Consider the following 26,826-nt stretch of genomic DNA (forward strand, 5'->3'; position numbering starts at 1 on the left):
AAGCGAAACATGGCTGCGACGGCGGCAGTTAGCCCTGTAACGCCCGTTTTTGCTCCTGAATATCCTTCTCGATCCCGTCCCGGACATCTTGTGGGATCTTCAGGGCATCACCCAGCGCATTGAGATAGCTGCGCTCCATAAAGTGATCGATATCGATGGCGGCACAGCTCAGAAAATAGAGCTCAAGCGCCTCTTCCTCATTTTTCACGCTTTGCGCCAGACGCTGCGGTTCGAGTGGCTGTTCGATGGCCTGCGCCACCAGCGCTCTGCCCTTTTCTTCGACACCGGCTTCGCGCAGTTGCTGCTCAATCGCCGATCGTTCCTGGTCATCAATGTGCCCGTCGCTTTTCGCCGCGAACACCAGCGCCAGGATGAGCCGTTCGGTACGCAGATCCAGCGGCGAGGTCTGCTCACCAAAGTGGGGTTCGTCGCTGTGCGCGGTCCGCACTCTGTCCTTGTATTTGTTCCACAGTACGGTACCCGCAATAGCGCCGCCGCCCGCCAGTAGCGCTCCGGTACCATACTTTGCCAGTAACTTACGCGAGGATTTATTGGCAACCAGCAGTCCAGCCAGCCCGCCAAGCGCCCCCGGTACCAGGAGTTTGCTCAGCCCCTGCTCGCCGGATGACGACGTTTTCTGTCCCAACATGGATTGCAATTGATTTAGCCAGCCTGACATGGTTTCCCTCACTTAACGGTGAATATGTCTCCCAGCGTAAGCGAGCAGGCGTCAGGAAATGTCTGCCACGGCTAAAGAAGCGCAAATTTCTTGACCGCTCTCGGGCCCTGAACAAGACAGACGCAAACGTTTACGTTTATAATGCGCGCAACTTTTTCAGGGGGATTGTTATGACTCGTTTAGGAACCGCGCTGCGACCTGCGGCGACCCGTGTGATGCTGTTAGGATCGGGCGAACTGGGTAAAGAGGTCGCCATTGAGTGCCAGCGTTTGGGCGTGGAAGTCATTGCAGTGGATCGTTACGCTGACGCACCTGCCATGCATGTCGCCCACCGTTCTTATGTGATCAATATGCTGGATGGCGATGCCCTGCGTACGCTGATTACGCAGGAGAAACCGGATTTCGTGGTACCCGAAATTGAAGCCATTGCCACCGATACGCTGATCGCCCTTGAGCAGGAAGGCCAGCACGTGGTGCCCTGCGCAAAAGCGGCCAAACTGACCATGAACCGCGAAGGCATTCGTCGTCTGGCGGCTGAAGAGCTGGCCTTACCTACCTCAGGCTACCGTTTTGCCGGCGATAAAGCCGCTTTCCTGCAGGCTGTCGACGAAATTGGCTACCCGTGCATCATTAAGCCCGTCATGAGTTCCTCCGGTAAAGGACAGAGCTTTATCCGCGACAGCAGCACTCTGGATAAGGCGTGGGAGTATGCCCAGCAGGGAGGACGTGCCGGTGCCGGTCGCGTGATTATCGAAGGTGTCGTAAAGTTTGATTTCGAAATCACGCTGCTGACGGTCAGCGCCGTTGATGGCGTCCATTTCTGCGATCCGATTGGCCACCGTCAGGAAGATGGCGACTATCGTGAGTCCTGGCAGCCGCAGCAGATGAGCGATCTGGCGCTGGCACGTGCGCAGGAAATTGCCCGTAAAGTGGTTCTGGCGCTGGGCGGTCACGGATTGTTTGGCGTGGAGCTGTTTGTCTGCGGCGATGAGGTAATTTTCAGTGAAGTCTCCCCTCGCCCGCACGATACCGGGATGGTCACGCTGATTTCGCAGGACCTTTCTGAATTCGCCCTGCATGTGCGTGCCTTCCTCGGCCTGCCCGTTGGCGGCATTCGTCAGTACGGCCCGGCGGCTTCGGCGGTGATCCTGCCGCTATTAACCAGCCAGAACGTCACCTTTGATAACGTCGAAGGGGCTATGGGTGCAGGCTTGCAGGTTCGTCTGTTCGGGAAACCGGAGATTGACGGCACGCGCCGCCTTGGCGTGGCGCTAGCGACCGGTGAAAACGTGGATGAGGCTGTGGCAAGAGCCAAAACAGCCGCCGCGAACGTGAAGGTTGCAGGATAAAAAAAACGGGCCAGCAGGCCCGTTTTTCATACTGTCTTCGCTTACTGCTTCGCGCCTTCAACCGCTTCGCGAGCCAGTTTAGTGATGCGATCCCAGTCGCCTGCTTCCAGCGCATCCGCAGGAACCAGCCATGAACCACCGATGCATAGGACACTTTTCAGCGCCAGGTAGTCACGGTAGTTTGCCGGAGAGATACCACCCGTCGGGCAGAAGCGAACCTGAGAGAATGGACCCGCAATAGCCTGCAGCGCTTTGGTGCCGCCGTTAGCTTCAGCCGGGAAGAATTTGAACTCTTTCAGGCCGTAATCCAAACCCATCATCAGTTCAGATACGGTGCTGATACCCGGGATCAGAGGGATCGTGCCTTCGGTTGCAGCTTTCAGCAGCGGCTCGGTCAGGCCAGGGCTGATAGCGAACTGCGCGCCCGCTTCGGTCACGTCAGCCAGCTGCTGTGCGTTCAGTACGGTACCCGCACCGATGATCGCGTCCGGCACTTCTTTGGCGATAGCGCGAATAGCGTCCATCGCGCAGGCGGTACGCAGGGTCACTTCCAGAACACGAACACCACCCGCGACCAAGGCTTTCGCCATCGGGACAGCATGCTCCAGCTTGTTCACCACGATTACCGGCACGACAGGGCCAGTGGTCAGGATTGCTTCTGCACTTGTTTTCCAGTTTTTCATCAGAGTTTTCTCTCGCCAGATCGATAAAATCAAGTCGTCTTAAAACGTAATACAGGTTGCGCCCTGCTCCGCACCGGAGAGTTTCTCACGCAGCGCGCCAAACATTTCGCGTCCGGTTCCCACGCGCGATGCGCTCAGGTCAGGAATATGTGGCTTACGTGCCGCCAGTTCAGCGTCATCCACCAGCAGGGTTAACTCACCTGTCTGACCGTTGACGCGGATCATGTCTCCATCACGAACTTTCGCCAGCAAACCGCCGTCGTAAGCTTCCGGGGTCACGTGGATGGCAGAAGGCACTTTACCTGATGCGCCAGAGAGGCGTCCATCGGTCACTAACGCAATTTTGAAACGGCGGTCCAATAATACACCAAGTGGCGGCATAAGTTTATGTAATTCTGGCATCCCGTTCGCTTTTGGCCCCTGATGGCGCACCACAACGACGCAATCTTTGTCGAGCAGACCGGCATCAAACGCAGGCAAAACGTCATGCTGGCTTTCAAACACCACGGCCGGCGCTTCGATAATCTGGTTCTCTTCCGGTACGGCGGAGGTTTTCATCACCGCACGCCCCAGGTTACCGCTGAGCACTTTGGTGCCGCCGTGACGAGAAAACGGTTGTTCAAAGGTGGCAATAACCTGTGCGTCAAGCGAGGCGGTGGCACCTTCACGCCAGTCAAGCTCACCATTATTGAGCCACGGCTCATGGGTATAACGCTGCAGACCAAAGCCCGCCACGGTGTTCACATCTTCATGCAGCAGACCGCCTTTCAGCAGCTCGCGCATCAGCACCGGCACGCCACCGGCAGCCTGGAAGTGGTTGATGTCAGCCGGGCCGTTCGGGTACAGGCGCGCCATCAGTGGCACCACAGACGAGATATCCGAGAAATCATCCCAGTTAATCAGGATGCCCGCCGCGCGCGCCATCGCCACCAGATGCATGGTGTGGTTGGTTGAGCCGCCGGTTGCCAGCAGCGCAACGATACCGTTGACGATCACTTTCTCGTCGACCATTTTACCCAGCGGCATCCACGCGTTGCCGTTACCGGTCAGACGCGTTACCTGGCGGGCAGCTGCTTCAGTCAGGGCCTTACGCAGTGGCGCATCCGGCTGAATGAAAGAGGACCCAGGAAGCTGCATCCCCATAAATTCCACCACCATCTGGTTGGTGTTGGCCGTACCGTAGAAAGTACAGGTGCCCGGCGCATGGTAGGAGGCGGCTTCCGCTTCCAGCAGTGCCTGACGGTCTGCTTTACCTTCCGCATACAGCTGACGGATACGCACTTTTTCTTTGTTTGGCAGACCGCTTGCCATCGGACCTGATGGCACGAAGATCGCAGGCAGATGACCAAACGACAGCGCTGCCATGGCCAGCCCCGGGACGATTTTATCGCACACGCCGAGGTACAGCGCGCCATCAAACATATTGTGAGACAGGCCCACTGCGGCCGACATCGCAATCACTTCGCGGCTCAGCAGAGAGAGCTCCATCCCATCCTGACCCTGCGTCACGCCATCGCACATGGCCGGCACGCCGCCCGCGACCTGGCCTACCGCATTGACGCTGTGCAGCGCTTTACGGATGATCTCCGGATACACTTCGTACGGCTGATGCGCAGAAAGCATGTCGTTGTAGGAGGTAATGATGGCGATATTGTTACGCAGCATGCTTTTCAGCGAGGCTTTATCGTCGGGCTGGCAGGCGGCGAAACCGTGCGCCAGGTTACCGCAGGCGAGTTGTGAGCGATGAACGGTATTACTTTTGGCCTGTTCAATCCGGGCGAGGTAGGCAGAACGGGTCTCTTTCGAGCGCTCAATAATGCGTTGTGTTACGCGTAACAATGTCGGATTCATAAAAGCTCCTCTAATTTATCTGTCCGGGCTCGGGAGTTTACAAAGTCGCTGGCGATTATTAACAACGCTGAAACGCTTGCTGTCCGGAGCTCAGGGGCAAAATCACTTCCGGCAGTGTAATAAAAAAAGCTCCGCGGGTGAATCCACGCGGAGCTTAAAAGTTTATAAATTGTGCCACGAGCTGTGTTAGATCATGTTACCGGTAAAATAACACCTAAGAGGCAGCTGATTATTTTACTCAAACTCATTCCAGGAGCGTCCATCACGGGTGATCATCGCGACGGACGCGACAGGCCCCCAGGTGCCCGCCTGATACGGTTTCGGCGCATCCTGATCCGCAGCCCAGGCTTCGGTGATGGAGTCGACCCATTTCCACGCCTCTTCCACTTCATCACGACGCACGAACAGCGCCTGGATACCGCGCATGGTTTCCAGCAGCAGACGCTCGTAAGCATCGGCAAGGTGCGTCTGATTGAACGTTTCGGAGTAGCTCAGGTCCAGCTTGGTGGTCTGCAGGTTATGTTTGTGATCCAGGCCCGGCACTTTGTTCAGGATCTGGATGTCCACCCCTTCGTCTGGCTGCAGACGAATGGTCAGTTTGTTCTGCGGCAGCTCTTGCCAGGACTCTTTGAACAGGTTGAGTTCAGGGTTTTTGAAGTAAACGACCACTTCAGAGCATTTGGTCGGCAGACGTTTACCGGTACGCAGGTAGAACGGAACACCCGCCCAGCGCCAGTCATCGATATCCACGCGGATCGCCACAAACGTCTCGGTATTGCTCGCCTTGTTGGCGCCCTCTTCTTCCAGGTAGCCCGGCACTTTTTTACCCTGAGCAAACCCTGCGGTGTACTGGCCGCGTACCGTTTTCTCACGCACGTTTGAGCGATCGATGCGACGCAGTGACTTCAGCACTTTCACTTTAGCGTCACGGATGCTGTCCGCCGTCAGGTCAGACGGTGGAGACATGGCAATCATGCAAAGGATTTGCAGCAGGTGGTTCTGGATCATGTCGCGCATCTGACCGGCCTGGTCAAAGTAACCCCAGCGGCCTTCGATACCTACCTCTTCGGCCACGGTGATTTCCACATGGTCGATGGTACGGTTGTCCCAGTTATTCACAAACAGGGAGTTGGCAAAACGCAGCGCCAGCAGGTTCAGTACCGTCTCTTTACCGAGATAGTGGTCGATACGGTAGACCTGGCACTCTTCGAAGTACTCGCCGACCTGGTCGTTAATTTCGCGGGAGGTTGAAAGAGAGGTCCCCAGCGGTTTCTCCATCACCACGCGTGCCGGTTTAGCGTTCAGCTTCGCTTCGCCCAGACCTTTGCAGATTGCACCGAAAGTGCTTGGTGGCATGGCGAAGTAGTTAATGGTGACACGGTTTTTCTGATCCAGCATCGCGCCTAAACGGTTAAACGCGCTGACGTCGTTCACGTCCAGGTTACAGAAATCAAGACGTCCGCTCAGGGTATCCCACAAACTTTCATCAATCTTTTCCTTCATGAACGTTTCGAGCGCCTCGCGTACGACCTTGGTATAAGCTTCCTTGTCCCAGTCGGCGCGCCCAACGCCCAGGATACGCGTATCCGGATGAATTTGGCCCGCTTTCTCCAGTTGATACAGGGAAGGCAGCAATTTCCGGCGTGCAAGATCGCCTTTCGCGCCGAAAATGACCAGGTCACATGCCTGGGCTGTTTGCGTTACCGCCATGTCATTCTCCTCAGTTGGATCACCTGGTACTTCTGCCAGGTATCGTTGTAATTTTATTACGTTGCACTGTACTGCTTTTACGTCATTCCCGAAACCATTAGCGCTTAACCTCGCGTGCGATACCGCGATTTTTTCGCCGTCAGACGCGTGTGGTGGCGGAATCACGCAAAAAGCGTTGATTCTTTGAACTACAGGGTCATAACAAAACCCGACACCGATCAAGTAATGAAAAAAAACAACAACATTATCTTGTCGACTGTTACCCTTTATGGAAGCCACAGGGGTAATATCGGCTAAATCGAATCAGGATTTCATGAATTAATGAAATCGTTTCCACCCATGAGCGCCCTGTTAATAATGAACATGCTGGAAAAAATCCAGTTCCAACTGGAACACCTTAGCAAATCCGAGCGAAAAGTGGCCGAAGTCATTCTTGCTGCTCCTGCTCAGGCGATTCATTCAAGCATCGCCGCTCTGGCGCAGGAGGCAGGCGTCAGCGAACCGACGGTTAACCGCTTCTGCCGTAGCCTTGAAACGCGCGGCTTTCCTGATTTTAAACTGCATCTTGCACAAAGTCTGGCAAACGGCACGCCTTATGTTAATCGCAATGTGGATGAAGACGACAGTGTTGATGCCTATACGGCAAAAATATTTGAGTCGGCCATGGCTACGCTTGACCACGTTCGCCAGTCCCTGGATATGAATTCCGTGAACCGTGCGGTAGATTTACTGACCCAGGCCAAGCGCATTGCGTTCTTTGGCCTCGGCTCGTCGGCGGCCGTGGCGCATGACGCCATGAATAAGTTCTTCCGCTTTAACGTCCCGGTCATTTATTCCGATGACATTGTCCTGCAACGCATGAGCTGTATGAATTGCAGTGAAGATGATGTCGTGGTACTCATTTCGCACACCGGGCGCACCAAAAGCCAGGTGGAGCTGGCGCAACTGGCGCGTGAAAACGATGCCATGGTTATTGCCCTCACGACGGCGGGCACGCCGCTGGCAAGAGAAGCAACGCTCGCCATCACCCTTGACGTCCCGGAAGACACCGACATGTATATGCCGATGGTCTCCCGTCTGGCGCAGCTCACGGTGATTGACGTGCTGGCAACCGGTTTCACCCTCCGTCGTGGCGCAAAATTCAGAGATAACTTGAAGCGTGTCAAGGAAGCGCTTAAGGAATCGCGTTTTGATAAAGAATTGCTTATGAAAAGCGATGTTCCCTAAATAGTTTAATAACTACGATGTAACGATTTACGGCATTCGGTCCTCTCTCTGTTGCCTTGCAGCAGATGAAGGCCGATTTAATGTTCACGCAACACCAAAGTTGTTTCAGTCAACGGAGTATTACATGTCCAGAAGGCTTCGCAGAACCAAGATCGTAACCACCTTAGGCCCGGCCACTGACCGCGATAACAATCTCGAGAAAATTATCGCCGCGGGTGCCAACGTGGTGCGTATGAACTTCTCTCACGGTACGCCAGAAGACCATAAATTACGTGCCGACAAAGTGCGTGAAATTGCGGCCAAACTTGGTCGTCATGTTGCTATCCTCGGGGACCTGCAGGGTCCAAAAATTCGTGTTTCAACCTTCAAAGAAGGTAAAGTCTTCCTCAATATCGGCGACAAATTCCTGCTCGATGCCAACCTGGGTAAAGGCGAAGGCGATAAAGAAAAAGTTGGGATCGACTATAAAGGTCTGCCGGCTGACGTTGTGCCTGGCGATATCCTGCTGCTCGACGATGGTCGCGTTCAGCTGAAAGTGCTGGAAGTTCAGGGGATGAAGGTATTCACCGAAGTCACCGTCGGGGGCCCGCTCTCAAACAACAAAGGCATTAACAAACTCGGCGGTGGCCTCTCAGCCGAAGCGCTGACCGATAAAGACAAAGCAGATATCGTGACCGCTGCGCTGATTGGCGTTGACTACCTGGCCGTCTCCTTCCCACGCTGTGGCGAAGACCTGAACTACGCGCGCCGTCTGGCACGTGATGCGGGCTGTGATGCCAAAATCGTTGCTAAAGTGGAACGTGCGGAAGCCGTTTGCGATCAGGACGCGATGGATGACGTGATTCTGGCCTCTGACGTGGTGATGGTTGCCCGTGGCGATCTGGGCGTGGAAATTGGCGACCCTGAGCTGGTGGGGATCCAGAAAGCACTGATCCGCCGTGCACGTCAGCTTAACCGTGCCGTGATCACCGCAACCCAGATGATGGAATCCATGATCACCAACCCAATGCCGACCCGTGCAGAGGTGATGGACGTGGCTAACGCCGTGCTGGACGGTACCGATGCCGTAATGCTTTCTGCAGAAACCGCAGCCGGCCAGTACCCTGCTGAAACCGTAGCCGCGATGGCACGCGTTTGCCTGGGTGCTGAAAAGATCCCAAGCATCAACGTCTCTAAACACCGTCTGGACGTGCAGTTCGACAACGTGGAAGAAGCGATTGCGATGTCTGCCATGTACGCCGCTAACCACCTGAAAGGCGTAACGGCGATTATCACCATGACCGAATCTGGCCGTACCGCGCTGATGACCTCCCGTATCAGCTCCGGTCTGCCCATCTTCGCCATGTCTCGCCACGAGCGTACGCTGAACCTGACGGCGCTGTATCGCGGTGTCACGCCGGTTCACTTCGACAGCACCAACGACGGTGTCGCGGCTGCCCACGACGCCGTGAACCTGCTGCGCGACAAAGGCTATCTGGTCTCCGGTGATATCGTGATTGTGACTCAGGGTGACGTGATGAGCACCATCGGCTCGACCAATACCACTCGCGTATTGACCGTCGAGTAAGTACGCCCCTGTTAAAAAGCCCGCTCTTTTCGAAGCGGGCTTTTTTTTATTTCTGCTTATTTCTTCGGGTAAAGCTCTTTGCGTTTGTACGGCTCTGTTTCACCGGGCTTACGTGTTTTGAGCAACTTCAGTATCCACGTGTATTGCTCAGCATGCGGTCCCACCAGAATCTCGACCTCTTCGTTCATTCGACGCGCAATGGTGTGATCGTCCGCCGTCAGTAAATCATCCATAGGTGGACGCACTTCAATGCTCAGGCGATGGGTTTTCCCGTCGTATACCGGAAACAGCGGGATGACGCGCGCACGGCAGACTTTCATCAGGCGGCCAATCGCCGGCAACGTGGCTTTATACGTCGCGAAGAAATCCACAAATTCACTGTGCTCGGGGCCGTGGTCCTGATCCGGCAGATAGTAACCCCAGTAGCCCTGACGCACGGACTGTATAAACGGTTTGATGCCATCATTACGCGCATGCAGACGGCCACCAAAACGGCGACGCACGGTGTTCCAGACGTAATCAAAGATCTTATTGCCCTGGTTATGGAACATTGCCGCCATTTTCTGCCCCTGTGACGCCATCAGCATTGCAGGAATATCCACGCCCCAGCCGTGAGGAACGAGGAAGATCACCTTCTCGTTGTTGCGGCGCATCTCTTCGATGATTTCCAGCCCTTTCCAGTCAACACGCGTCTGAACTTTCTCCGGCCCTTTGAGCGCCAGTTCGGCCATCATTGCCATGGCCTGCGGCGCGGTCGTATACATGTCGTCAATCAGCGCTTCGCGCTCGGCGTCACTCTTCTCCGGGAAACAGTACAGGAGGTTAATCTGCGCACGGCGACGGGCACTTTTACCAAACCGGCCCGCCAGGCGGCCTATTTTTCCCAGTACCGGATCGCGAACCGAGGCAGGTAACATCGCAATCCCCGCAAATGCGTAAACGCCAAGCCAGGCACTCCAGTTGCGCGGGTGGCGAAAAGATTTTTCAAACTCAGGAATGTACTCAATATTGTTTTTTTGGGTTTCCATGCTGGTTCCAGGGTCTGGTGACGCAAAATTTCATTCAGATAGTGTAGCGAGGCAGCCGCTCGCGCACAAAACAAAAAGCCGGCACATACTGAGGCCGGCTTTTTCACAAAACAGAGGGCTTAATCAAAGCGCAGCTGTGGAATCACCTCTTTCACCTGCGCCAGGTAATCGGAACGATCTTTACCTGTCAGGCCTTCGGTACGCGGCAGTTTCGCCGTAAGCGGGTTCACTGCCTGTTGGTTAATCCACACCTCATAGTGCAAATGCGGCCCGGTAGAGCGCCCGGTATTCCCGGAGAGCGCGATACGGTCGCCACGTTTCACTTTCTGTCCCGGCTTAACCAGCAGCTTACGCAGGTGCATATAGCGGGTGGTGTAGGTACGACCATGACGCACCGCGACATAATACCCGGCTGCACCGCTGCGTTTTGCAATCACCACTTCGCCATCACCCACAGCCAGCACAGGGGTCCCCTGCGGCATGGCAAAGTCAACGCCACGGTGCGGCGCAACACGCCCGGTGACCGGGTTCAGACGGCGCGGGTTAAAGTTGGATGAGACACGGAATTGTTTAGCCGTCGGGAAGCGCAGGAAACCCTTCGCAAGCCCGGTACCGCTGCGGTCGTAGAACTTACCGTCTTCAGCACGAATGGCGTAGTAATCTTTGCCATCAGAGCGAAGACGCACGCCCACCAGCTGGCTCTGCTCGCGCTTGCCGTCAAGCATTTCACGGGACATGAGAACGGAGAATTCATCGCCTTTCTTCAGTTTACGGAAGTCCATTTGCCACTGCATGGCTTTGATTACCGAGCTGATTTCGGCGCTGGTCAGCCCCGCATCGCGCGCGCTGGAGACAAAGCTTGCGCCTACGGTCCCTTTCATCACGCTGTTCACCCAGTCGCCTTTCTGCATTTCACTGGTCATTTTGAAACCGTTTGCAGTGCGATCGTAGGTGCGCGTTTCGCGACGGGACATCTCCCAGGTCAGGCGTTGCAGATCGCCATCAGCGGTTAACGTCCAGGAGAGCTGTTGACCAATTTTCAGGTTACGAAGATCTTTATCCGCCGCCGCCAGCTGGCTGATGTTTCCCATGTCGATACCGTACTGGTTCAGAACGCTGCTTAACGTATCACCCGTCGAAACGACATATTCGTGGATCCCCGCTTCATTCTCGGTTTTATCGTCCAGCTCATCCTGCGGGATGGCTTCATCTTCCTGAGCCGCCTGGTCGATAGGTTCACTGGCCTCAGGGAGGAGAGAGCGGATCTCGCTCTTCTCAAGCTCGATGGTTTTGATGATTGGGGCAGAACTCGGATGGTAAACATAGGGCCGCCAGACGGCGACCGCTAACGTGAGAACTGTAAGAGACCCCAGCATAACGCGATGGGGTCGAGGCAGATTGTTAAATGCCAGGGCGACAGAGCGGGCTATCTGTTGCACGTATTCACTTCCTCGTTAATCTCCTTTCAGGCAGCTCGCATACTGGTTCGCCAGTTGGCTGAGAAACTGCGAATAGCTCGCTTTGCTCAACTGGATATTCGTTCCTAGCGGGTCAAGGGTTCCCATGCGCACGGATGTTCCCCTGGCCACGGCTTCTACGACCGCTGGCCTGAACTGTGGCTCAGCAAAAACGCATGTCGCTTTCTGCTCAACCAACTGTGTTCTGATTTCATGTAAACGCTGCGCACCAGGTTGAATTTCAGGGTTGACGGTAAAGTGCCCCAGCGGGGTCAGGCCGTAGTGTTTCTCGTAATAGCCATAGGCGTCATGAAAAACGAAATACCCTTTTCCTTTCAACGGTGCGAGCTCATTACCCACCTGCTTATCGGTTGCGGCTAATTGTGCCTCAAAATCCGTCAGGTTGGCGTCTAGTTTGGCTCGACTTTGCGGCATAAGTTCCACTAATTTGTCATGGATTGCAACCGCCGAAAGCCGCGCTATCTCTGGGGATAGCCAAAGGTGCATGTTGTACTCGCCGTGATGGTGATCCCCATCACCTTTTTCGCCGTCGGCGTGTCCGGCATCATGTTCATCACCGTCGTCGTCAGCCCCTTTCATGAGCAACGGTTTCACGCCCGGGAGTTCGGCAATGGCGACCTGTTTTTCGCCCGGCACCTGTTTTGCCGACTTCTGCATAAACGCTTCCATCTCTGGACCAATCCAGACAACTAAGTCCGCGTTTTGTAAGCGTTTTACATCGGATGGACGCAGGGAATAATCATGCTCGGAAGCCCCATCAGGGAGCAGAACCTGGGTGTCAGTAACCCCATCTGCAATCGCGGAAGCAATGAAACCGAGCGGTTTAAGCGAAGCGACAACAGCAGCGTTAACATCTTGTGCTGTTGAACCCCAAAGGGCAGCGGATAATGCTGCGAAAAGAAGCGTATTTTTATGTAACATAATGCGACTAATCATCGTAATGAATGCGTGGGATGTGATATTATAACATTCGTTGACTTCTGCAAGCTTAAATTGACATGACAACTTTGGTTTCTCTCGACAATATTTCGGTCTCATTTGGCCAACGCCGCGTCCTCTCTGACGTGTCGCTGGATCTGAAACCCGGCAAAATTCTGACGCTGCTCGGCCCCAATGGCGCAGGGAAATCCACCCTGGTGCGCGTGGTGCTGGGTCTGGTAACACCTGACGAAGGGATTATCCGCCGTGAGGAAAAATTACGCATCGGCTATGTGCCGCAAAAACTCCACCTCGACGCCACGCTGCCGCTGACGGTTAGCCGCTTCCTGCGTCTGCGCCCCGGGACACATAAAGCCGATATTCTTCCGGCGCTGAAACGCGTGCAGGCAGGCCATCTGATTGATGCCCCGCTGCAGAAACTGTCCGGGGGTGAAACCCAGCGCGTATTGCTTGCCCGCGCCCTGTTGAGCAGCCCACAGCTTCTGGTGCTGGATGAGCCGACGCAGGGTGTGGACGTCAATGGTCAGGTCGCACTTTATGATTTAATCGACCAGCTACGCCGCGAACTCAACTGTGCGGTGCTGATGGTTTCCCACGATCTCCATCTGGTGATGGCCAAGACCGACGAAGTGCTGTGCCTTAACCATCACATCTGCTGTTCCGGCACGCCGGAAGTGGTGTCAATGCACCCTGAATTCATCTCCATGTTCGGCCCTCGCGGCGCTGAGCAGCTGGGAATTTATCGCCATCATCACAATCACCGCCATGATTTACAGGGACGAATTGTCCTGCGCCGGGGAAATGGACACTCATGATTGAACTGTTACTGCCCGGCTGGCTGGCCGGGATTATGCTTGCCTGTGCCGCGGGCCCACTGGGCTCGTTTGTGGTGTGGCGCAGAATGTCCTATTTTGGCGATACGCTGGCACACGCGTCTCTGCTGGGCGTTGCCTTTGGCCTGTTACTGGACGTGAATCCCTTCTACGCGGTGATTGTGGTCACGCTGCTGCTGGCCGCAGGGCTGGTATGGCTGGAAAAGCGCCCTCACCTCGCCATCGATACGCTGCTTGGTATTATGGCCCACAGCGCCCTGTCGCTGGGTCTGGTGGTCGTGAGCCTGATGTCGAACATTCGTGTTGATCTGATGGCCTACCTGTTCGGTGACCTGCTGGCCGTGACGCCTGAAGATCTGATCTCCATCGCCGCTGGTGTGGTGGTCGTGCTGGGTATTCTGCTCTGGCAGTGGCGTAATTTGCTGGCGATGACCGTCAGCCCGGATCTGGCGTTTGTCGACGGCGTGAAGTTGCAGCGCGTGAAGCTGTTGCTGATGCTGGTGACGGCGTTAACCATTGGTGTGGCGATGAAATTCGTCGGCGCGCTGATCATCACTTCCCTGCTGATTATCCCCGCGGCCACTGCGCGTCGTTTTGCCCGTACACCGGAGCAAATGGCCGGTGTCGCGGTTATCATCGGGATGATTGCGGTAACGGGAGGGTTAACCTTCTCGGCGTTCTACGATACCCCTGCCGGCCCGTCTGTGGTGCTGTGTGCGGCGCTGCTGTTTATCTTCAGTATGATGAAGAAGCCTGCAAGCTGATCGCCTCTCCCCTCTCCCACCCGGGAGAGGGAACCTCTGCTACGGCATCGCTGGCGGGGTAATACCAAAATGGTTCCACGCCCGCACCGTTGCCATACGACCGCGCGGGGTACGTTGCAAGAAACCCTGCTGGATCAGATACGGCTCAAGCACATCTTCAATTGTCTCGCGCTCTTCACCAATCGCTGCCGCCAGGTTATCCAGTCCGACCGGACCGCCAAAGAACTTATCCAGTACCGCCAGCAACAGCTTACGGTCCATGTAGTCAAAGCCTTCGGCATCCACATTCAGCATATCCAGCGCCTGCGCTGCAATCTCAGCCGAGATCGTGCCATCGTGCTTTACTTCGGAAAAGTCACGTACGCGACGCAACAGGCGGTTCGCAATACGCGGCGTCCCCCGCGAGCGCTTCGCTACCTCAAACGCCCCTTCCTCGCTCATCTCCAGCCCCATATAGCGGGCACTGCGGCCAACGATATGCTGAAGATCCGCAACCTGATAGAACTCCAGACGCTGAACGATACCAAAACGATCGCGAAGCGGAGAGGTCAATGACCCGGCGCGCGTCGTCGCGCCAATCAGGGTAAACGGAGGCAGATCGATTTTGATGGAACGTGCTGCCGGACCTTCACCGATCATGATGTCCAGCTGGTAATCTTCCATCGCCGGATAGAGCACCTCTTCCACGACCGGCGACAAGCGGTGGATCTCATCGATAAACAGCACGTCATGCGGTTCAAGGTTGGTCAACATTGCCGCCAGATCGCCCGCTTTTTCCAGCACCGGGCCAGAGGTTGTGCGCAGGTTAACGCCCATTTCATTGGCGACAATGTTCGCCAGCGTGGTTTTCCCCAGACCGGGAGGGCCAAAAATCAGCAGGTGATCGAGTGCATCGCCGCGCAGTTTTGCCGCCTGGATGAAGATCTCCATCTGAGAACGAACCTGCGGCTGGCCAATATACTCATCAAGCAGTTTCGGGCGGATGGCGCGATCCACCACGTCTTCTGCCTGAAGGGTGCCTGCCGATACCAGGCGATCTGCTTCAATCATCCTTTACCTCACAATGCCGCGCGTAGCGCTTCACGAATCAGGGTTTCACTGCTGGCATCCGGTTTGGCAATTTTGCTCACCATCCGGCTGGCCTCCTGAGGTTTATATCCCAGCGCCACCAGCGCAGCAACCGCTTCCTGTTCTGCATCGTCAGAGGCTTGTGCGCCCGGCGAGGTAAGCACCAGATCAGCGGCTGGCGTAAACAGATCGCCATGCAGACCTTTAAAGCGGTCTTTCATCTCGACAATCAGACGCTCCGCGGTTTTCTTGCCGATACCCGGGAGTTTAATCAGCGCAGCAGGATCTTCGCGCTCAACGGCATTGACGAACTGTGGAGCGGACATGCCGGACAAAATAGCCAGCGCCAGCTTCGGCCCGACGCCGTTGGTTTTGATCAGCTCGCGAAACAGCATCCGTTCCTGTTTGTTATTGAAGCCATACAGCAACTGGGCATCTTCACGCACCACAAACTGGGTAAAGACAATCGCCTCTTTGCCCGCGTCCGGCAACTCATAGAAGCAGGTCATCGGCATATGGACTTCATAGCCCACGCCACCGACTTCCAGCAGCACTAACGGGGGTTGTTTTTCAATGATGATGCCTCTGAGTCTGCCTATCACGTGACGCTCCTGCGTTCTGGAAGAAATTAACTGCCGACATAATAAAAAAAGGCTGGATAAACATCCAGCCTGATTTGTCATTATCGTAACCTGCCTCGCGCCAGATTAAGCCGCGATTCGCTCATCTGAACCGCGTTCTGGCTTATATGACAGTGGGTAATGGCTATCGCCAGCGCATCGGCGGCGTCTGCCTGCGGGTTCGCGGGAAGCTTCAGGAGCGTGCGCACCATATGCTGCACCTGACTTTTCTCCGCGCTACCAATCCCCACGACGGTCTGTTTGACCTGTCTGGCTGCGTATTCGAACACCGGAAGATCCTGATTCACCGCCGCAACAATGGCGACGCCCCGTGCCTGACCCAGTTTTAACGCTGAATCGGCGTTTTTCGCCATAAAGACCTGCTCGATGGCAAAAAAGTCGGGCTGAAACTGGGTGATGATCTCCGACACGCCCGCATAGATTAGCTTCAGGCGCGACGGCAGATCGTCCACTTTGGTCCGAATACAGCCGCTGCCAAGGTAGGTTAACTGGCGCCCTACCTGCCGGATGACGCCATAACCGGTGACGCGCGAGCCGGGGTCAATCCCGAGGATAATCGACATCACGCGTCTCCCGTAAACGGTTTATACGCTCTCATCAGAGAGTCGCTGCAACCTCATCAGAGATTTCACCGTTATGATACACTTCCTGCACGTCGTCGCAGTCTTCGAGCATGTCGATCAGACGCAGCAGTTTAGGTGCCGTTTCCGCATCCATGTCCGCTTTGGTTGACGGGATCATGGAGACTTCAGCGTTGTCGGCTTTCAGACCCGCCGCTTCCAGCGCGTCACGTACTGCGCCCATCTCTTCCCACGCGGTGTAGACGTCGATTGCGCCATCATCATAGGTCACAACGTCTTCTGCACCGGCTTCCAGCGCCGCTTCCATGATTACGTCTTCGTCGCCTTTCTCGAAGGAGATGACGCCTTTTTTGCTGAACAGATAGGCCACGGAGCCGTCAGTGCCCAGGTTACCACCGCATTTGCTGAAGGCATGACGCACTTCCGCTACGGTACGGTTACGGTTGTCGGACAGACATTCAACCATCACCGCCGTACCGCCAGGACCGTAACCTTCATAAATGATGGTTTCCATGTTCGCGTCTTCATCACCGCCTACGCCACGTGCGATAGCACGGTTCAGGGTGTCACGCGTCATGTTGTTGGACAGGGCTTTATCCACTGCCGCGCGCAGACGCGGGTTAGACGCCGCATCGCCGCCGCCCAGACGTGCCGCTGTAACCAGCTCACGAATAATTTTGGTGAAGATCTTACCGCGCTTGGCATCCTGTGCCGCTTTGCGGTGTTTGGTGTTGGCCCACTTACTATGACCTGCCATAAAAATTTCCTCAAAGAGCGCGCCTTTTCAGGCTACGTTAATTACAAATTCTTCAATCGCCTGCCGGTTGCTCCACGATTTGGTCAGTGCAGCGGCATCCGCCGCATCCACCCAGCGGTAGGTCAGGTGTTCGGTAAACACGATCTCCCGTTCATGGGGGAGCGCGAGACAGAACCACGATTCCGTATTGCGCTCAATACCCGGCGCATAGCGATGACGTAAATGGCTAAAAATTTCAAACTCCACCGTGCGCTGACAGTCCTTCAGGGTCAGTTGCTCGCAAGCAACGTCAATGGTGACCTCTTCCTTTACTTCGCGCGCGGCGGCCTGCGACGCGGTCTCCCCCTCTTCCAGGCTGCCGGTAACCGACTGCCAGAAATCAGGGTCATCGCGCCGCTGCAACATCAGCACCCGTTTCGTATCTTCTGCATAAATGACAACCAGAACCGAAACGGGACGCTTATACTGCATATTATTCGTTCTCCGAAATCTCTTTTGAAGCTTTCGGAAGCACCTGAATGCCCAGCTCAGCCAGCGCGGCCGGGTTGGCAAAGCTTGGGGCTTCCGTCATCAGACAGGCCGCAGCCGTGGTTTTCGGGAAGGCGATAACATCACGAATGTTGTCGGTGCCGGTCAGCAGCATGGTCAAACGGTCAAGACCGAATGCCAGACCCGCGTGTGGCGGCGTACCGTATTTCAGGGCGTCCAGCAGGAAGCCGAATTTCTCGCGCTGTTCGTGCTCGTTGATTCCCAGAATACCAAACACGGTTTGCTGCATTTCGCCGCTGTGAATACGCACGGAACCGCCACCCACTTCGTAGCCGTTGATAACCATGTCATACGCGTTTGCTACCGCATCTTCCGGTGCCGCTTTCAGCTCTGCCGCCGTCATGTCTTTTGGCGAGGTGAACGGGTGGTGCATTGCGGTCAGGCCGCCTTCACCGTCGTCTTCGAACATTGGGAAGTCGATTACCCACAGCGGAGCCCATTTGCTCTCGTCCGTCAGGCACAGGTCTTTACCCAGCTTCAGGCGCAGCGCGCCCATTGCGTCAGCAACGATTTTCTTGTTGTCTGCGCCAAAGAAGATCATGTCGCCATCCTGTGCGCCGGTGCGCTCAAGGATCGCTTCCACGATTTCCGCGTTCAGGAATTTCGCCACCGGGCTGGTAATGCCTTCCAGACCTTTCGCACGTTCGGTCACTTTAATATAGGCCAGACCTTTCGCGCCGTAGATCTTGATGAAGTTGCCGTAATCGTCAATCTGCTTACGGCTCAGCGCCGCACCGCCCGGTACACGCAGGGCAGCCACGCGACCTTTTGGATCGTTAGCCGGGCTGGCAAATACCGCGAACTCAACGGCTTTCACCAGGTCTGCAACGTCCACCAGCTCCATCGGGTTACGCAGGTCTGGTTTGTCAGAGCCGTAGCGACGTTCAGCTTCAGCGAAGGTCATGATGGGGAAATCACCCAGTTCCACGCCTTTCACGTCATTCCACAGACTGCGCACCAGGGCTTCCATCACTTCACGCACCTGCTCGGCCGTCATGAAGGAGGTTTCCACATCGATCTGGGTAAATTCTGGCTGACGGTCAGCACGCAGGTCTTCGTCGCGGAAGCATTTTACAATCTGATAGTAGCGATCGAAGCCGGACATCATCAGCAGCTGTTTGAACAGCTGAGGAGACTGTGGCAGCGCGTAGAATTTGCCTTTGTGTACACGGGATGGAACCAGGTAATCGCGCGCGCCTTCCGGCGTGGCTTTGGTCAGCATCGGGGTTTCGATGTCGAGGAAACCGTGGTCATCCATAAAGCGACGCACCAGGCTGGTGATTTTCGCACGGGTTTTCAGGCGCTGAGCCATTTCCGGACGACGCAGGTCCAGATAGCGGTATTTCAGACGCGCTTCTTCAGTGTTGACGTGGTTGGAGTCCAGCGGCAGCGCTTCAGCACGGTTGATGATAACCAGATCCGACGCCAGCACTTCAATTGCGCCGGTCGCCATGTCTGCGTTAACGTTTTTCTCGTCACGCGCACGTACGGTGCCGGTGACCTGAATGCAGAACTCATTACGCAGCTCAGAAGCCAGCTTCAACGCATCTGCGCGATCTGGGTCGAAGAACACCTGAACGATACCTTCGCGGTCGCGCATATCGATGAAGATAAGGCTCCCAAGATCACGACGACGATTGACCCAACCACACAGGGTTACCTGCTGTCCAACGTGGGACTGACGCAGCTGCCCGCAATATTCTGTACGCATGAGATATCCCTTAATTAGCCGCAGGCTAAATGTCGCCTGGAATGCAGGCTACTATGTCGCAGCTTTCTGTATGTCACAACTGGATGAAAAAAGGCGGCTATTATACTGGAAATTCCGCCAGACGATAAGAGCGAACCACGGCCAGACGGTCGTTTGCTGCGCGCTTATTGTGTATTCTCACAAAAATTAACAAAATTATCCGACCGATAACAGGTCATTACGTCGTAAGGTGTAGCGGAAGCGACTCATTTCACTGGAGTTACCATGTTAACACTTAATGCCCGCAAAACCGCGCTTGTGGTGATTGATTTACAGGAAGGGATCCTGCCGTTTGCCGGAGGCCCGCACAGCGCCGAAGATGTTGTCAGCCGCGCCGCGCGTCTGGCAGAAAAATGCCGTGCCAGCGGTGCCCCCGTGATCATGGTGCGCGTTGGCTGGTCAGCGGATTTCGCTGAGGCCTTAAAACAGCCTGTCGATGCTCAGGTTGCAGCACATTCACTACCTGAAAACTGGTGGACCTATCCGGTTTCGCTCGGCAAACGGGACAGCGATATCGAAGTGACCAAACGCCAGTGGGGCGCATTCTACGGCACCGATCTTGAGCTGCAGCTGCGTCGGCGCGGTATCGACACCCTGATTCTCTGTGGGATCTCCACCAACATTGGCGTGGAATCCACCGCCCGAAACGCCTGGGAACTGGGCTTTAACCTGGTGATTGTTGAGGATGCATGCAGCGCAGCGTCTGCGGAGCAGCACCAGGGCAGTATGACCCACATCTTCCCGCGCATTGGCCGCGTGCGTAGCACGGACGACATTATAAGCGCCCTATGATCTACCTTGGCCTGCCCCAGTGGTCGCACCCGAAATGGGTGCGCCTGGGTATTACCAGCCTTGAAGAATATGCCCGTCATTTCAACTGTGTCGAGGGCAATACCACCCTCTACGCGTTGCCCAGAGCAGAGATTGTTGAGCGCTGGCGCGACCAGACGACCGATGATTTCCGCTTCTGCTTCAAGTTTCCGGCGACGATCTCCCACACCGCTGCGCTGCGAAACTGCGGTGATTTGACCGACGAGTTCTTTGGCCGGATGTCGCCGCTGGCGAACCGCATCGGTCAGTACTGGTTGCAGCTTCCGGCCACCTTTAGCCCACGCGACCTGCCTGCGCTATGGCAGTTTCTTGATACCCTGCCCAAGGACTTTACCTATGGCGTTGAGGTGAGACATGCGGCGTTTTTTGCCAAGGGAGAGGCTGAAACGGCCCTTAACCGTGGCTTACATGCGCGCGGGGTGAACCGGGTGATTCTCGACAGCCGTCCCGTGCACAGCGCCATCCCGCATAACGAGGCCATCATTGATGCCCAGCGTAAAAAGCCCAGAGTGCCTGTTCACGCCGTGGTCACCGCGCAAAACCCGATGGTCAGGTTTATCGGCAGCGATAACATGCAGCAAAACCAGGAGATGTTCGCCGTCTGGCTGCAAAAATTAGCGAAATGGGAGCAAACCACCACGCCGTATCTCTTTCTCCATACGCCGGATATCGCTCATGCCCCTGAACTGGTCGATGTTCTCTGGCAGGCCTTGCAGGCTGCGGTTCCGTCCGTTGGCAGCGCCCCTTCTATCCCACAACAATCTTCTCTTTTCTGATATCAGCCCCTATCATAGGAAGGTGCCATCTGCCAAAAACAGGGAGTTAGTATGGTCAGCGCGCTGTATGCGGTGTTAGGTGCATTACTGCTGATTAAGTTTTCATTTGATGTTGTGCGCCTGCGAATGCAGTATCGTGTTTCTTACGGTGACGGCGGTTTTTCGGAGTTACAAAGCGCTATCCGCATTCACGGTAATGCGGTTGAGTACATCCCCGTTGCGTTAATTTTGCTGCTGTTTATGGAAATGAACGGCGCGGAAACCTGGATGGTGCACGTCTGCGGCCTGCTTCTGATTGCCGGCCGGTTAATGCATTATTACGGCTTTCACCACCGCTTATTCCGCTGGCGTCGTTCCGGCATGAGCGCGACCTGGTGTTCGCTTTTACTGATGGTGCTGGCTAACCTTTGGTATATGCCGTGGGAGTTGGTTTTCTCCTTCCATTAGCGCACAATACGCCACTTTATTTTTCCCGGATTTTTACGTTATGTCAGATCGCGACACGCTTTTTTCCGCGCCTATCGCCAGCCTGGGCGACTGGACCTTCGATGAACGGGTAGCCGAAGTCTTCCCGGATATGATCCAGCGCTCTGTTCCCGGTTATTCCAATATCATCTCTATGATCGGCATGCTGGCTGAGCGTTTCGTTCAACCCGGCACGCAGGTGTATGATCTGGGCTGCTCGCTCGGCGCGGCAACGCTGTCTGTTCGTCGTAACGTTCACCATGAAGGCTGCAAAATCATTGCCGTCGATAACTCCCCGGCCATGGTGGAACGCTGCCGTCGCCACATCGACGCGTATAAAGCCCCGACGCCAGTCGAGGTTGTGGAAGGTGATATCCGTGATATCGACATCAATAACGCGTCGCTGGTGGTTCTGAATTTTACTCTGCAGTTCCTGGTACCTGAAGACCGTCAGCTGTTGCTGGACAAAATTTATAAAGGCCTGAAACCCGGTGGCGCGCTGGTGCTGTCCGAGAAATTCAGCTTTGAAGATGCCGAAGTGGGTGAGCTGCTGTTCAATATGCACCACGACTTCAAACGGGCCAACGGCTATAGCGAACTGGAAATTAGCCAGAAACGTAGCATGCTCGAAAACGTGATGCTGACGGACTCCGTCGAAACCCATAAAGCACGCCTGCGTCAGGCAGGCTTCGAGCACAGCGAACTGTGGTTCCAGTGCTTCAACTTCGGCTCGCTGGTGGCGCTGAAAGGTGGGGACATCGCATGATCGAGTTCAGTAATTTCTATCAGCTGATTGCCAAAAACCACCTCTCCCACTGGCTGGAGACGCTGCCTGCACAAATTGCTGCCTGGCAGCGGGATCAGCAGCATGGTCTGTTAAAGCAGTGGTCCAACGCGGTGGAGTTTCTGCCGGAACTGACCCCACACCGTCTGGATCTGCTCCACAGCGTTACCGCGCAAAGCGAAACGCCGCTTCCGCCCGGGCAGATAAACCGCATTGAAACGCTGATGCGTAACCTGATGCCGTGGCGCAAAGGTCCGTTCTCACTCTACGGCGTTAACATTAATACTGAATGGCGTTCTGACTGGAAATGGGATCGCGTGCTGCCTCACCTTTCCGACCTGACCGGGCGAACCATTCTGGATGTTGGCTGCGGCAGCGGTTACCACATGTGGCGCATGATTGGCGCAGGGGCGCATCTGGCGGTGGGGATTGACCCTATGCAGCTGTTCCTGTGCCAGTTTGAAGCGGTGCGTAAATTGCTGGGTAACGACCAGCGCGCGCACCTGCTGCCGTTGGGTATTGAGCAGCTCCCTGCCCTGAAGGCGTTTGACACCGTGTTTTCGATGGGGGTCCTGTACCACCGCCGCTCCCCACTCGAACATCTGTGGCAGCTGAAAGATCAGCTGGTCAGCGGCGGCGAGCTGGTGCTGGAAACGCTGGTGGTAGAGGGTGATGAGAATACCGTTCTGGTGCCGGGCGATCGCTATGCGCAGATGCGGAACGTTTACTTTATCCCTTCCGCGGCGGCGCTGAAAAACTGGCTGGAGAAGTGCGGTTTTGTGGATGTCCGTATTGCCGATGTCTGCGTAACGTCAACTGAAGAACAGCGTCGCACCGACTGGATGATCACCGAATCACTGGCGGAATTCCTCGACCCGGCAGACCACAGCAAGACTGTCGAAGGGTATCCTGCGCCAATGCGCGCGGTGTTGATCGCGACGAAACCGTAGATTCCCCCGGCCCTCTTCCCAAAGGGGCGCGGGAGAAAAGATCGCACTGTACAGTCCCCTCTCCTCTTTGGGGAGAGGGTTAGGGTGAGGGGCATAAAAAAAGGCCCCTGTTGAAATTGCAGGGGCCTGGTACAAGCAAGCATCATATTGGGCGACATGATGCGCGGTAAAAATCGGTACGTTGCTACACGTGATGACGTTCAATCATCGATTTCATTACCGCAACCGACTCTCCCTCTACACCGTAGCGTGAGTACTCATCCGCTTCAGCATCCGTCGACATTGACAACCCTGTGTTGCGATAACGCATGGGCGATGGCATCCATTTGCCCGCAGAGCTGTGAAGCTCCTCTACCCCGGCGTTTAAAAACAGTTCCATATTGCTGGCACGTACTCCCGCACCCGCCATTATTATTGGAACACCGGAATGTGCTTTTAGTTCCGTAATTAATTGCAGTCCTTTTTCAGCAGAGGACTGCTGACCCGATGTCAGGACCCGCGCCACGCCAAGTTCAGCAAGAATATCAAAGGATTGCAGGGGATCTTTACACATATCAAACGCGCGATGAAAAGTGACCGCCATCCCTTTTGCCGCGTTCATGACCTGACGCATGCGCGGCAGATCGACATTGCCGTCTTCATCAAGCAACCCAATAACCAGGCCGGGGAATCCCAGATCGCCAACGAGAGTGATATCTTCAAGCATGGCACTGAATTCGCCCGGCGTGTAACAGAAATCACCGCCGCGAGGACGAATAATCGGGTGTACCGGAAGGGTGACAGCCTGACGGGCAGACTTCAGCATCCCGTATGAAGGCGTTAACCCACCCTCTTTGGGTGCGGCGCACAGTTCAATGCGGTCAGCCCCGTGCTGTTGCGCGGTGACGGCACACTCCACGCTGTAACAACAAATCTCCAGCAGCGCCATTACATCCTCCTTAATATCCACTTAACGCACCATCATGACACGCAGGCTACGCCCGGTCTCAGCGTACGGTCACATCTTATGCTTCGCTGGCAACAATCTGTTCAATCGTCCAGGGATGGAACTTCACGGTAACCTGTCCGTCAGTGACGGCCAGAGTAGGATTAGGCAGACGCTCACGTTCGCCTTTCGGGGAACTTGTTTTCACAAAAATGCCAGGCTTGCTCAGTCCCTCGTCAGACAACAGCACCAGTGCACGAGCATTCAGCGTTTCGGGCTCACCCGGCAGGACAATTTCGATATGCTCCCAGCCTTCATGCGGATAGCGTTTCTCGCCCGGCCAGGGCAATTCGACCACACTGAACTGCCAGTGAGCCACGCACACCGGTTCATGCAGTTTGAACAGGCAGATGGGGCGACCGTTGATGATGTTCTCTGAGAGTAACTCGCCACACTGTTCAAACCCGCGACGCCAGCGCTCGGCGGTTGCGTTCTGATGACAGCGCAAGGAGATGTGATCGGCCTCAAGCGGCGCAATATCCAGACCAAGGCGGGTGGCAAGTTCTGTGAACGCCTGGGTGAAGCGCGGTAAATCTGCGGAAATATCATGCAGTTCGTCAATGGAGTGCCAGTTCGCCATACGTCAGTCTCTTATCGTGTCGCAAAGCCGCTAATTTACTCTGTTGCCTTCTTTCGACCAACCTCTGAATAGCGGTTTTTACGACTGCATGTTTATGCATGCTTTCTTAGCCTGGATTCTGAGCAATCTTCGGCCCCCGCAATGCTGACGCCAGAAGGCATTTGCAGTATACTCCCGCCCTAAATTCTTTAACTGGCGCGGGCGGTTATTTGCCCGCATCAAAAATGTAAGGTATCCAGGTGAATATTCAGGCTCTTCTCTCCGAAAAAGTCAGTCAGGCACTGATTGCCGCAGGTGCGCCTGCGGATTGCGAACCGCAGGTTCGTCAGTCAGCAAAAGTACAGTTTGGCGACTATCAGGCTAATGGCGTGATGGCAGTGGCTAAAAAACTGGGTATGCCGCCGCGACAACTCGCCGAGCAGGTGCTGACTCATCTGGATCTCACCGGTATTGCCAGCAAAACTGAAATCGCCGGCCCTGGATTTATCAACATCTTCCTTGAGCCTGCTTTCCTGGCACGCCACGTTGACGCGGCGCTGAAATCTGACCGTCTGGGTGTTTCCCAGCCAGAAGCGCAGACCGTGGTGATTGACTACTCAGCGCCAAACGTGGCGAAAGAGATGCACGTCGGGCACCTGCGTTCCACCATTATCGGTGACGCGGCCGTGCGTACCCTGGAGTTCCTCGGACACAAAGTGATCCGCGCGAACCACGTGGGTGACTGGGGTACCCAGTTCGGGATGCTGATTGCTTACCTGGAAAAACAGCAGCAGGAAAACGCGGGTGAGATGGCCCTGGCAGACCTGGAAGGGTTCTACCGCGAAGCTAAAAAACACTACGACGAAGACGACGCTTTTGCCGAGCGCGCGCGCAGTTACGTGGTAAAACTGCAGGGCGGCGACCCGTACTTCCTCGAGATGTGGCGCAAACTGGTTGACATCACCATGTCCCAGAACCAGCTCACCTATAACCGTCTGAACGTCACCCTGACCCGTGACGATGTGATGGGTGAAAGTCTCTATAACCCGATGCTGCCTGGCATTGTGGCTGACCTGAAGGCCAAAAACCTGGCGGTTGAGAGCGAAGGCGCTACGGTCGTGTTCCTTGATGAGTATAAAAACAAGGAAGGCGAACCGATGGGCGTGATCATCCAGAAAAAGGATGGCGGCTATCTCTACACCACCACCGATATCGCCTGTGCGAAATACCGTTACGAAACGCTGCATGCGGACCGCGTGCTGTACTACATCGACTCCCGTCAGCACCAGCACCTGATGCAGGCGTGGACTATCGTGCGCAAAGCAGGCTACGTGCCGGATTCCGTGCCGCTTGAACACCATATGTTCGGCATGATGCTGGGTAAAGACGGTAAGCCGTTCAAAACCCGTGCGGGCGGTACCGTGAAGCTGTCCGACCTGCTGGACGAAGCGCTGGAACGCGCCCGCCGTCTGGTGGCCGAGAAGAATCCGGATATGCCTGCCGATGAGCTGGAAAAACTCGCCAACGCCGTGGGTATCGGTGCAGTGAAGTACGCGGATCTCTCCAAGAACCGTACCACCGACTATATCTTCGACTGGGATAACATGCTGGCCTTTGAAGGTAATACTGCGCCGTATATGCAGTATGCCTACACCCGCGTGCTCTCCGTGTTCCGTAAAGCCAGTATCGATGAAAGCGCGCTGGCCAATGCTGAGGTGATCATTTCCGAAGATCGCGAAGCCCAGCTGGCGGCACGTCTGCTGCAGTTTGAAGAGACGCTGGCCGTTGTCGCACGTGACGGTACCCCGCACGTGATGTGCTCTTACCTGTACGATCTGGCGGGTCTGTTCTCCGGTTTCTACGAACACTGCCCTATCCTGTCTGCGGAAAGCGAAGCGGTCCGCAACAGCCGCCTGAAGCTGGCTCAGCTGACGGCGAAGACCCTGAAGCTGGGTCTGGATACCCTGGGTATCGAAACCGTAGAGCGCATGTAATAAACAAACCCGGCCATCGCCGGGTTTT

General features: G+C 55.5%; 26 protein-coding genes. 11 read left to right on the plus strand and 15 right to left on the minus strand.

The annotated features are described in order from the left end of the window. Positions 1 to 28 precede the first annotated feature (28 nt). Positions 29 to 679 (minus strand): tellurite resistance TerB family protein, encoded by a 651-nt coding sequence (locus HV242_RS13590; protein ID WP_014170628.1) that lies wholly within the window; start codon positions 677 to 679, stop codon positions 29 to 31. Positions 680 to 849: 170 nt separating this feature from the next. Between HV242_RS13590 and purT the strand changes: the two genes are divergently transcribed. After that, complete coding sequence (gene purT / locus HV242_RS13595) at positions 850 to 2,028, plus strand: formate-dependent phosphoribosylglycinamide formyltransferase (RefSeq protein ID WP_047356861.1); 1,179 nt, start codon at positions 850 to 852, stop codon at positions 2,026 to 2,028. Between the two features lie 41 nt (positions 2,029 to 2,069). Here purT and kdgA read toward each other — a convergent pair whose 3' ends face one another. From kdgA to zwf, 3 genes are all read right to left on the minus strand, one after another. Continuing rightward, positions 2,070 to 2,711, minus strand: a complete 642-nt coding sequence (gene kdgA, locus HV242_RS13600) for a bifunctional 4-hydroxy-2-oxoglutarate aldolase/2-dehydro-3-deoxy-phosphogluconate aldolase (protein ID WP_047356862.1) — start codon at positions 2,709 to 2,711, stop codon at positions 2,070 to 2,072. A 39-nt stretch (positions 2,712 to 2,750) separates the two neighbouring features. Continuing rightward, positions 2,751 to 4,562 (minus strand): phosphogluconate dehydratase, encoded by a 1,812-nt coding sequence (gene edd / locus HV242_RS13605; RefSeq protein WP_014170631.1) that lies wholly within the window; start codon positions 4,560 to 4,562, stop codon positions 2,751 to 2,753. Positions 4,563 to 4,796: 234 nt separating this feature from the next. Then, positions 4,797 to 6,272, minus strand: coding sequence for a glucose-6-phosphate dehydrogenase (zwf, locus tag HV242_RS13610; protein WP_020883401.1), 1,476 nt, complete (start codon positions 6,270 to 6,272; stop codon positions 4,797 to 4,799). 357 nt (positions 6,273 to 6,629) lie between these two features. Here zwf and HV242_RS13615 point away from each other — a divergent pair, with 357 nt between their 5' ends. After that, a complete protein-coding gene (locus tag HV242_RS13615) occupies positions 6,630 to 7,499 on the plus strand; it encodes a MurR/RpiR family transcriptional regulator (protein WP_025203851.1) in 870 nt (289 codons plus the stop codon). Between the two features lie 124 nt (positions 7,500 to 7,623). After that, on the plus strand, positions 7,624 to 9,066 hold the full coding sequence (gene pyk / locus HV242_RS13620; protein ID WP_020883399.1) for a pyruvate kinase: 1,443 nt from the start codon (positions 7,624 to 7,626) through the stop codon (positions 9,064 to 9,066). A 56-nt stretch (positions 9,067 to 9,122) separates the two neighbouring features. Here pyk and lpxM read toward each other — a convergent pair whose 3' ends face one another. The 3 genes from lpxM to znuA form a co-directional block, all read right to left on the minus strand. Continuing rightward, positions 9,123 to 10,094, minus strand: a complete 972-nt coding sequence (gene lpxM / locus HV242_RS13625; protein WP_025203850.1) for a lauroyl-Kdo(2)-lipid IV(A) myristoyltransferase — start codon at positions 10,092 to 10,094, stop codon at positions 9,123 to 9,125. A gap of 119 nt (positions 10,095 to 10,213) precedes the next feature. Next, positions 10,214 to 11,533, minus strand: coding sequence for a murein DD-endopeptidase MepM (gene mepM, locus HV242_RS13630; RefSeq protein WP_014170636.1), 1,320 nt, complete (start codon positions 11,531 to 11,533; stop codon positions 10,214 to 10,216). 15 nt (positions 11,534 to 11,548) lie between these two features. Next, positions 11,549 to 12,493 carry a zinc ABC transporter substrate-binding protein ZnuA gene (gene znuA, locus HV242_RS13635; protein WP_050737179.1) on the minus strand — a complete coding sequence of 315 codons (945 nt, stop codon included), beginning with the start codon at positions 12,491 to 12,493 and terminating at the stop codon, positions 11,549 to 11,551. Between the two features lie 77 nt (positions 12,494 to 12,570). On the opposite strand from znuA, the gene znuC reads away from it, so the two are divergent. Then, positions 12,571 to 13,326: a zinc ABC transporter ATP-binding protein ZnuC gene (gene znuC, locus HV242_RS13640; RefSeq protein ID WP_020883396.1), complete on the plus strand. Its 756-nt coding sequence runs from the start codon at positions 12,571 to 12,573 to the stop codon at positions 13,324 to 13,326. Next, complete coding sequence (gene znuB / locus HV242_RS13645) at positions 13,323 to 14,108, plus strand: zinc ABC transporter permease subunit ZnuB (RefSeq protein WP_014170639.1); 786 nt, start codon at positions 13,323 to 13,325, stop codon at positions 14,106 to 14,108. The genes znuC and znuB overlap by 4 nt, the downstream gene beginning before the upstream one ends. A 39-nt stretch (positions 14,109 to 14,147) precedes the next feature. On the opposite strand, the gene ruvB is transcribed toward znuB, so the two are convergent. The 6 genes from ruvB to aspS form a co-directional block, all read right to left on the minus strand. Then, positions 14,148 to 15,158: a Holliday junction branch migration DNA helicase RuvB gene (gene ruvB, locus HV242_RS13650; protein ID WP_014170640.1), complete on the minus strand. Its 1,011-nt coding sequence runs from the start codon at positions 15,156 to 15,158 to the stop codon at positions 14,148 to 14,150. A gap of 8 nt (positions 15,159 to 15,166) precedes the next feature. Beyond that, positions 15,167 to 15,778 carry a Holliday junction branch migration protein RuvA gene (ruvA, locus tag HV242_RS13655; protein WP_020883395.1) on the minus strand — a complete coding sequence of 204 codons (612 nt, stop codon included), beginning with the start codon at positions 15,776 to 15,778 and terminating at the stop codon, positions 15,167 to 15,169. 80 nt (positions 15,779 to 15,858) lie between these two features. Further along, positions 15,859 to 16,380: a crossover junction endodeoxyribonuclease RuvC gene (gene ruvC, locus HV242_RS13660; RefSeq protein WP_025203848.1), complete on the minus strand. Its 522-nt coding sequence runs from the start codon at positions 16,378 to 16,380 to the stop codon at positions 15,859 to 15,861. Between the two features lie 34 nt (positions 16,381 to 16,414). Continuing rightward, positions 16,415 to 17,155 (minus strand): YebC/PmpR family DNA-binding transcriptional regulator, encoded by a 741-nt coding sequence (locus HV242_RS13665; protein WP_014170643.1) that lies wholly within the window; start codon positions 17,153 to 17,155, stop codon positions 16,415 to 16,417. A gap of 27 nt (positions 17,156 to 17,182) precedes the next feature. Then, complete coding sequence (gene nudB / locus HV242_RS13670) at positions 17,183 to 17,626, minus strand: dihydroneopterin triphosphate diphosphatase (protein WP_014170644.1); 444 nt, start codon at positions 17,624 to 17,626, stop codon at positions 17,183 to 17,185. 1 nt (position 17,627) lies between these two features. Continuing rightward, positions 17,628 to 19,415: an aspartate--tRNA ligase gene (gene aspS / locus HV242_RS13675; protein WP_181616733.1), complete on the minus strand. Its 1,788-nt coding sequence runs from the start codon at positions 19,413 to 19,415 to the stop codon at positions 17,628 to 17,630. Between the two features lie 264 nt (positions 19,416 to 19,679). On the opposite strand from aspS, the gene HV242_RS13680 reads away from it, so the two are divergent. The 5 genes from HV242_RS13680 to cmoB are packed head-to-tail and all read left to right on the plus strand — an operon-like array spanning position 19,680 to position 23,260. Next, positions 19,680 to 20,246 carry a hydrolase gene (locus HV242_RS13680; RefSeq protein WP_014170646.1) on the plus strand — a complete coding sequence of 189 codons (567 nt, stop codon included), beginning with the start codon at positions 19,680 to 19,682 and terminating at the stop codon, positions 20,244 to 20,246. Continuing rightward, complete coding sequence (locus HV242_RS13685; RefSeq protein ID WP_020883392.1) at positions 20,243 to 21,061, plus strand: DUF72 domain-containing protein; 819 nt, start codon at positions 20,243 to 20,245, stop codon at positions 21,059 to 21,061. The genes HV242_RS13680 and HV242_RS13685 overlap by 4 nt, the downstream gene beginning before the upstream one ends. A 51-nt stretch (positions 21,062 to 21,112) precedes the next feature. Continuing rightward, on the plus strand, positions 21,113 to 21,508 hold the full coding sequence (locus HV242_RS13690) for an MAPEG family protein (protein ID WP_020883391.1): 396 nt from the start codon (positions 21,113 to 21,115) through the stop codon (positions 21,506 to 21,508). 40 nt (positions 21,509 to 21,548) lie between these two features. Next, positions 21,549 to 22,292 carry a carboxy-S-adenosyl-L-methionine synthase CmoA gene (cmoA, locus tag HV242_RS13695; RefSeq protein WP_020883390.1) on the plus strand — a complete coding sequence of 248 codons (744 nt, stop codon included), beginning with the start codon at positions 21,549 to 21,551 and terminating at the stop codon, positions 22,290 to 22,292. Continuing rightward, positions 22,289 to 23,260: a tRNA 5-methoxyuridine(34)/uridine 5-oxyacetic acid(34) synthase CmoB gene (cmoB, locus tag HV242_RS13700; RefSeq protein ID WP_050736987.1), complete on the plus strand. Its 972-nt coding sequence runs from the start codon at positions 22,289 to 22,291 to the stop codon at positions 23,258 to 23,260. The genes cmoA and cmoB overlap by 4 nt, the downstream gene beginning before the upstream one ends. Positions 23,261 to 23,444: 184 nt before the next feature. Here the strand turns inward: cmoB and cutC are convergent, their stop codons facing one another. Further along, a complete protein-coding gene (cutC, locus tag HV242_RS13705) occupies positions 23,445 to 24,188 on the minus strand; it encodes a copper homeostasis protein CutC (RefSeq protein WP_041162738.1) in 744 nt (247 codons plus the stop codon). A gap of 76 nt (positions 24,189 to 24,264) precedes the next feature. Continuing rightward, entirely contained in the window at positions 24,265 to 24,825 is a 561-nt protein-coding gene (locus tag HV242_RS13710; protein WP_050736988.1) for a VOC family protein, read from the minus strand. 239 nt (positions 24,826 to 25,064) lie between these two features. Between HV242_RS13710 and argS the strand changes: the two genes are divergently transcribed. After that, positions 25,065 to 26,798 carry an arginine--tRNA ligase gene (gene argS, locus HV242_RS13715; protein ID WP_014170653.1) on the plus strand — a complete coding sequence of 578 codons (1,734 nt, stop codon included), beginning with the start codon at positions 25,065 to 25,067 and terminating at the stop codon, positions 26,796 to 26,798. The last annotated feature ends 28 nt before the right edge of the window (positions 26,799 to 26,826 follow it).

Origin of the sequence: Enterobacter sp. RHBSTW-00593 (assembly GCF_013784105.1) — a bacterium.
Lineage (GTDB): Bacteria > Pseudomonadota > Gammaproteobacteria > Enterobacterales > Enterobacteriaceae > Enterobacter > Enterobacter ludwigii.

Excerpts from the sequence above, each read along its gene's own strand:
- HV242_RS13590 (WP_014170628.1), bottom strand. The coding sequence starts at position 679 with ATGTCAGGCTGGCTAAATCAATTGCAATCCATGTTGGGACAGAAAACG.
- purT (WP_047356861.1), top strand. The coding sequence starts at position 850 with ATGACTCGTTTAGGAACCGCGCTGCGACCTGCGGCGACCCGTGTGATG.
- kdgA (WP_047356862.1), bottom strand. The coding sequence starts at position 2,711 with ATGAAAAACTGGAAAACAAGTGCAGAAGCAATCCTGACCACTGGCCCT.
- edd (WP_014170631.1), bottom strand. The coding sequence starts at position 4,562 with ATGAATCCGACATTGTTACGCGTAACACAACGCATTATTGAGCGCTCG.
- zwf (WP_020883401.1), bottom strand. The coding sequence starts at position 6,272 with ATGGCGGTAACGCAAACAGCCCAGGCATGTGACCTGGTCATTTTCGGC.
- HV242_RS13615 (WP_025203851.1), top strand. The coding sequence starts at position 6,630 with ATGAACATGCTGGAAAAAATCCAGTTCCAACTGGAACACCTTAGCAAA.
- pyk (WP_020883399.1), top strand. The coding sequence starts at position 7,624 with ATGTCCAGAAGGCTTCGCAGAACCAAGATCGTAACCACCTTAGGCCCG.
- lpxM (WP_025203850.1), bottom strand. The coding sequence starts at position 10,094 with ATGGAAACCCAAAAAAACAATATTGAGTACATTCCTGAGTTTGAAAAA.
- znuA (WP_050737179.1), bottom strand. The coding sequence starts at position 12,493 with ATGTTACATAAAAATACGCTTCTTTTCGCAGCATTATCCGCTGCCCTT.
- znuC (WP_020883396.1), top strand. The coding sequence starts at position 12,571 with ATGACAACTTTGGTTTCTCTCGACAATATTTCGGTCTCATTTGGCCAA.
- znuB (WP_014170639.1), top strand. The coding sequence starts at position 13,323 with ATGATTGAACTGTTACTGCCCGGCTGGCTGGCCGGGATTATGCTTGCC.
- ruvB (WP_014170640.1), bottom strand. The coding sequence starts at position 15,158 with ATGATTGAAGCAGATCGCCTGGTATCGGCAGGCACCCTTCAGGCAGAA.
- ruvC (WP_025203848.1), bottom strand. The coding sequence starts at position 16,380 with ATGTCGATTATCCTCGGGATTGACCCCGGCTCGCGCGTCACCGGTTAT.
- HV242_RS13665 (WP_014170643.1), bottom strand. The coding sequence starts at position 17,155 with ATGGCAGGTCATAGTAAGTGGGCCAACACCAAACACCGCAAAGCGGCA.
- nudB (WP_014170644.1), bottom strand. The coding sequence starts at position 17,626 with ATGCAGTATAAGCGTCCCGTTTCGGTTCTGGTTGTCATTTATGCAGAA.
- aspS (WP_181616733.1), bottom strand. The coding sequence starts at position 19,415 with ATGCGTACAGAATATTGCGGGCAGCTGCGTCAGTCCCACGTTGGACAG.
- HV242_RS13680 (WP_014170646.1), top strand. The coding sequence starts at position 19,680 with ATGTTAACACTTAATGCCCGCAAAACCGCGCTTGTGGTGATTGATTTA.
- HV242_RS13685 (WP_020883392.1), top strand. The coding sequence starts at position 20,243 with ATGATCTACCTTGGCCTGCCCCAGTGGTCGCACCCGAAATGGGTGCGC.
- HV242_RS13690 (WP_020883391.1), top strand. The coding sequence starts at position 21,113 with ATGGTCAGCGCGCTGTATGCGGTGTTAGGTGCATTACTGCTGATTAAG.
- cmoA (WP_020883390.1), top strand. The coding sequence starts at position 21,549 with ATGTCAGATCGCGACACGCTTTTTTCCGCGCCTATCGCCAGCCTGGGC.
- cmoB (WP_050736987.1), top strand. The coding sequence starts at position 22,289 with ATGATCGAGTTCAGTAATTTCTATCAGCTGATTGCCAAAAACCACCTC.
- cutC (WP_041162738.1), bottom strand. The coding sequence starts at position 24,188 with ATGGCGCTGCTGGAGATTTGTTGTTACAGCGTGGAGTGTGCCGTCACC.
- HV242_RS13710 (WP_050736988.1), bottom strand. The coding sequence starts at position 24,825 with ATGGCGAACTGGCACTCCATTGACGAACTGCATGATATTTCCGCAGAT.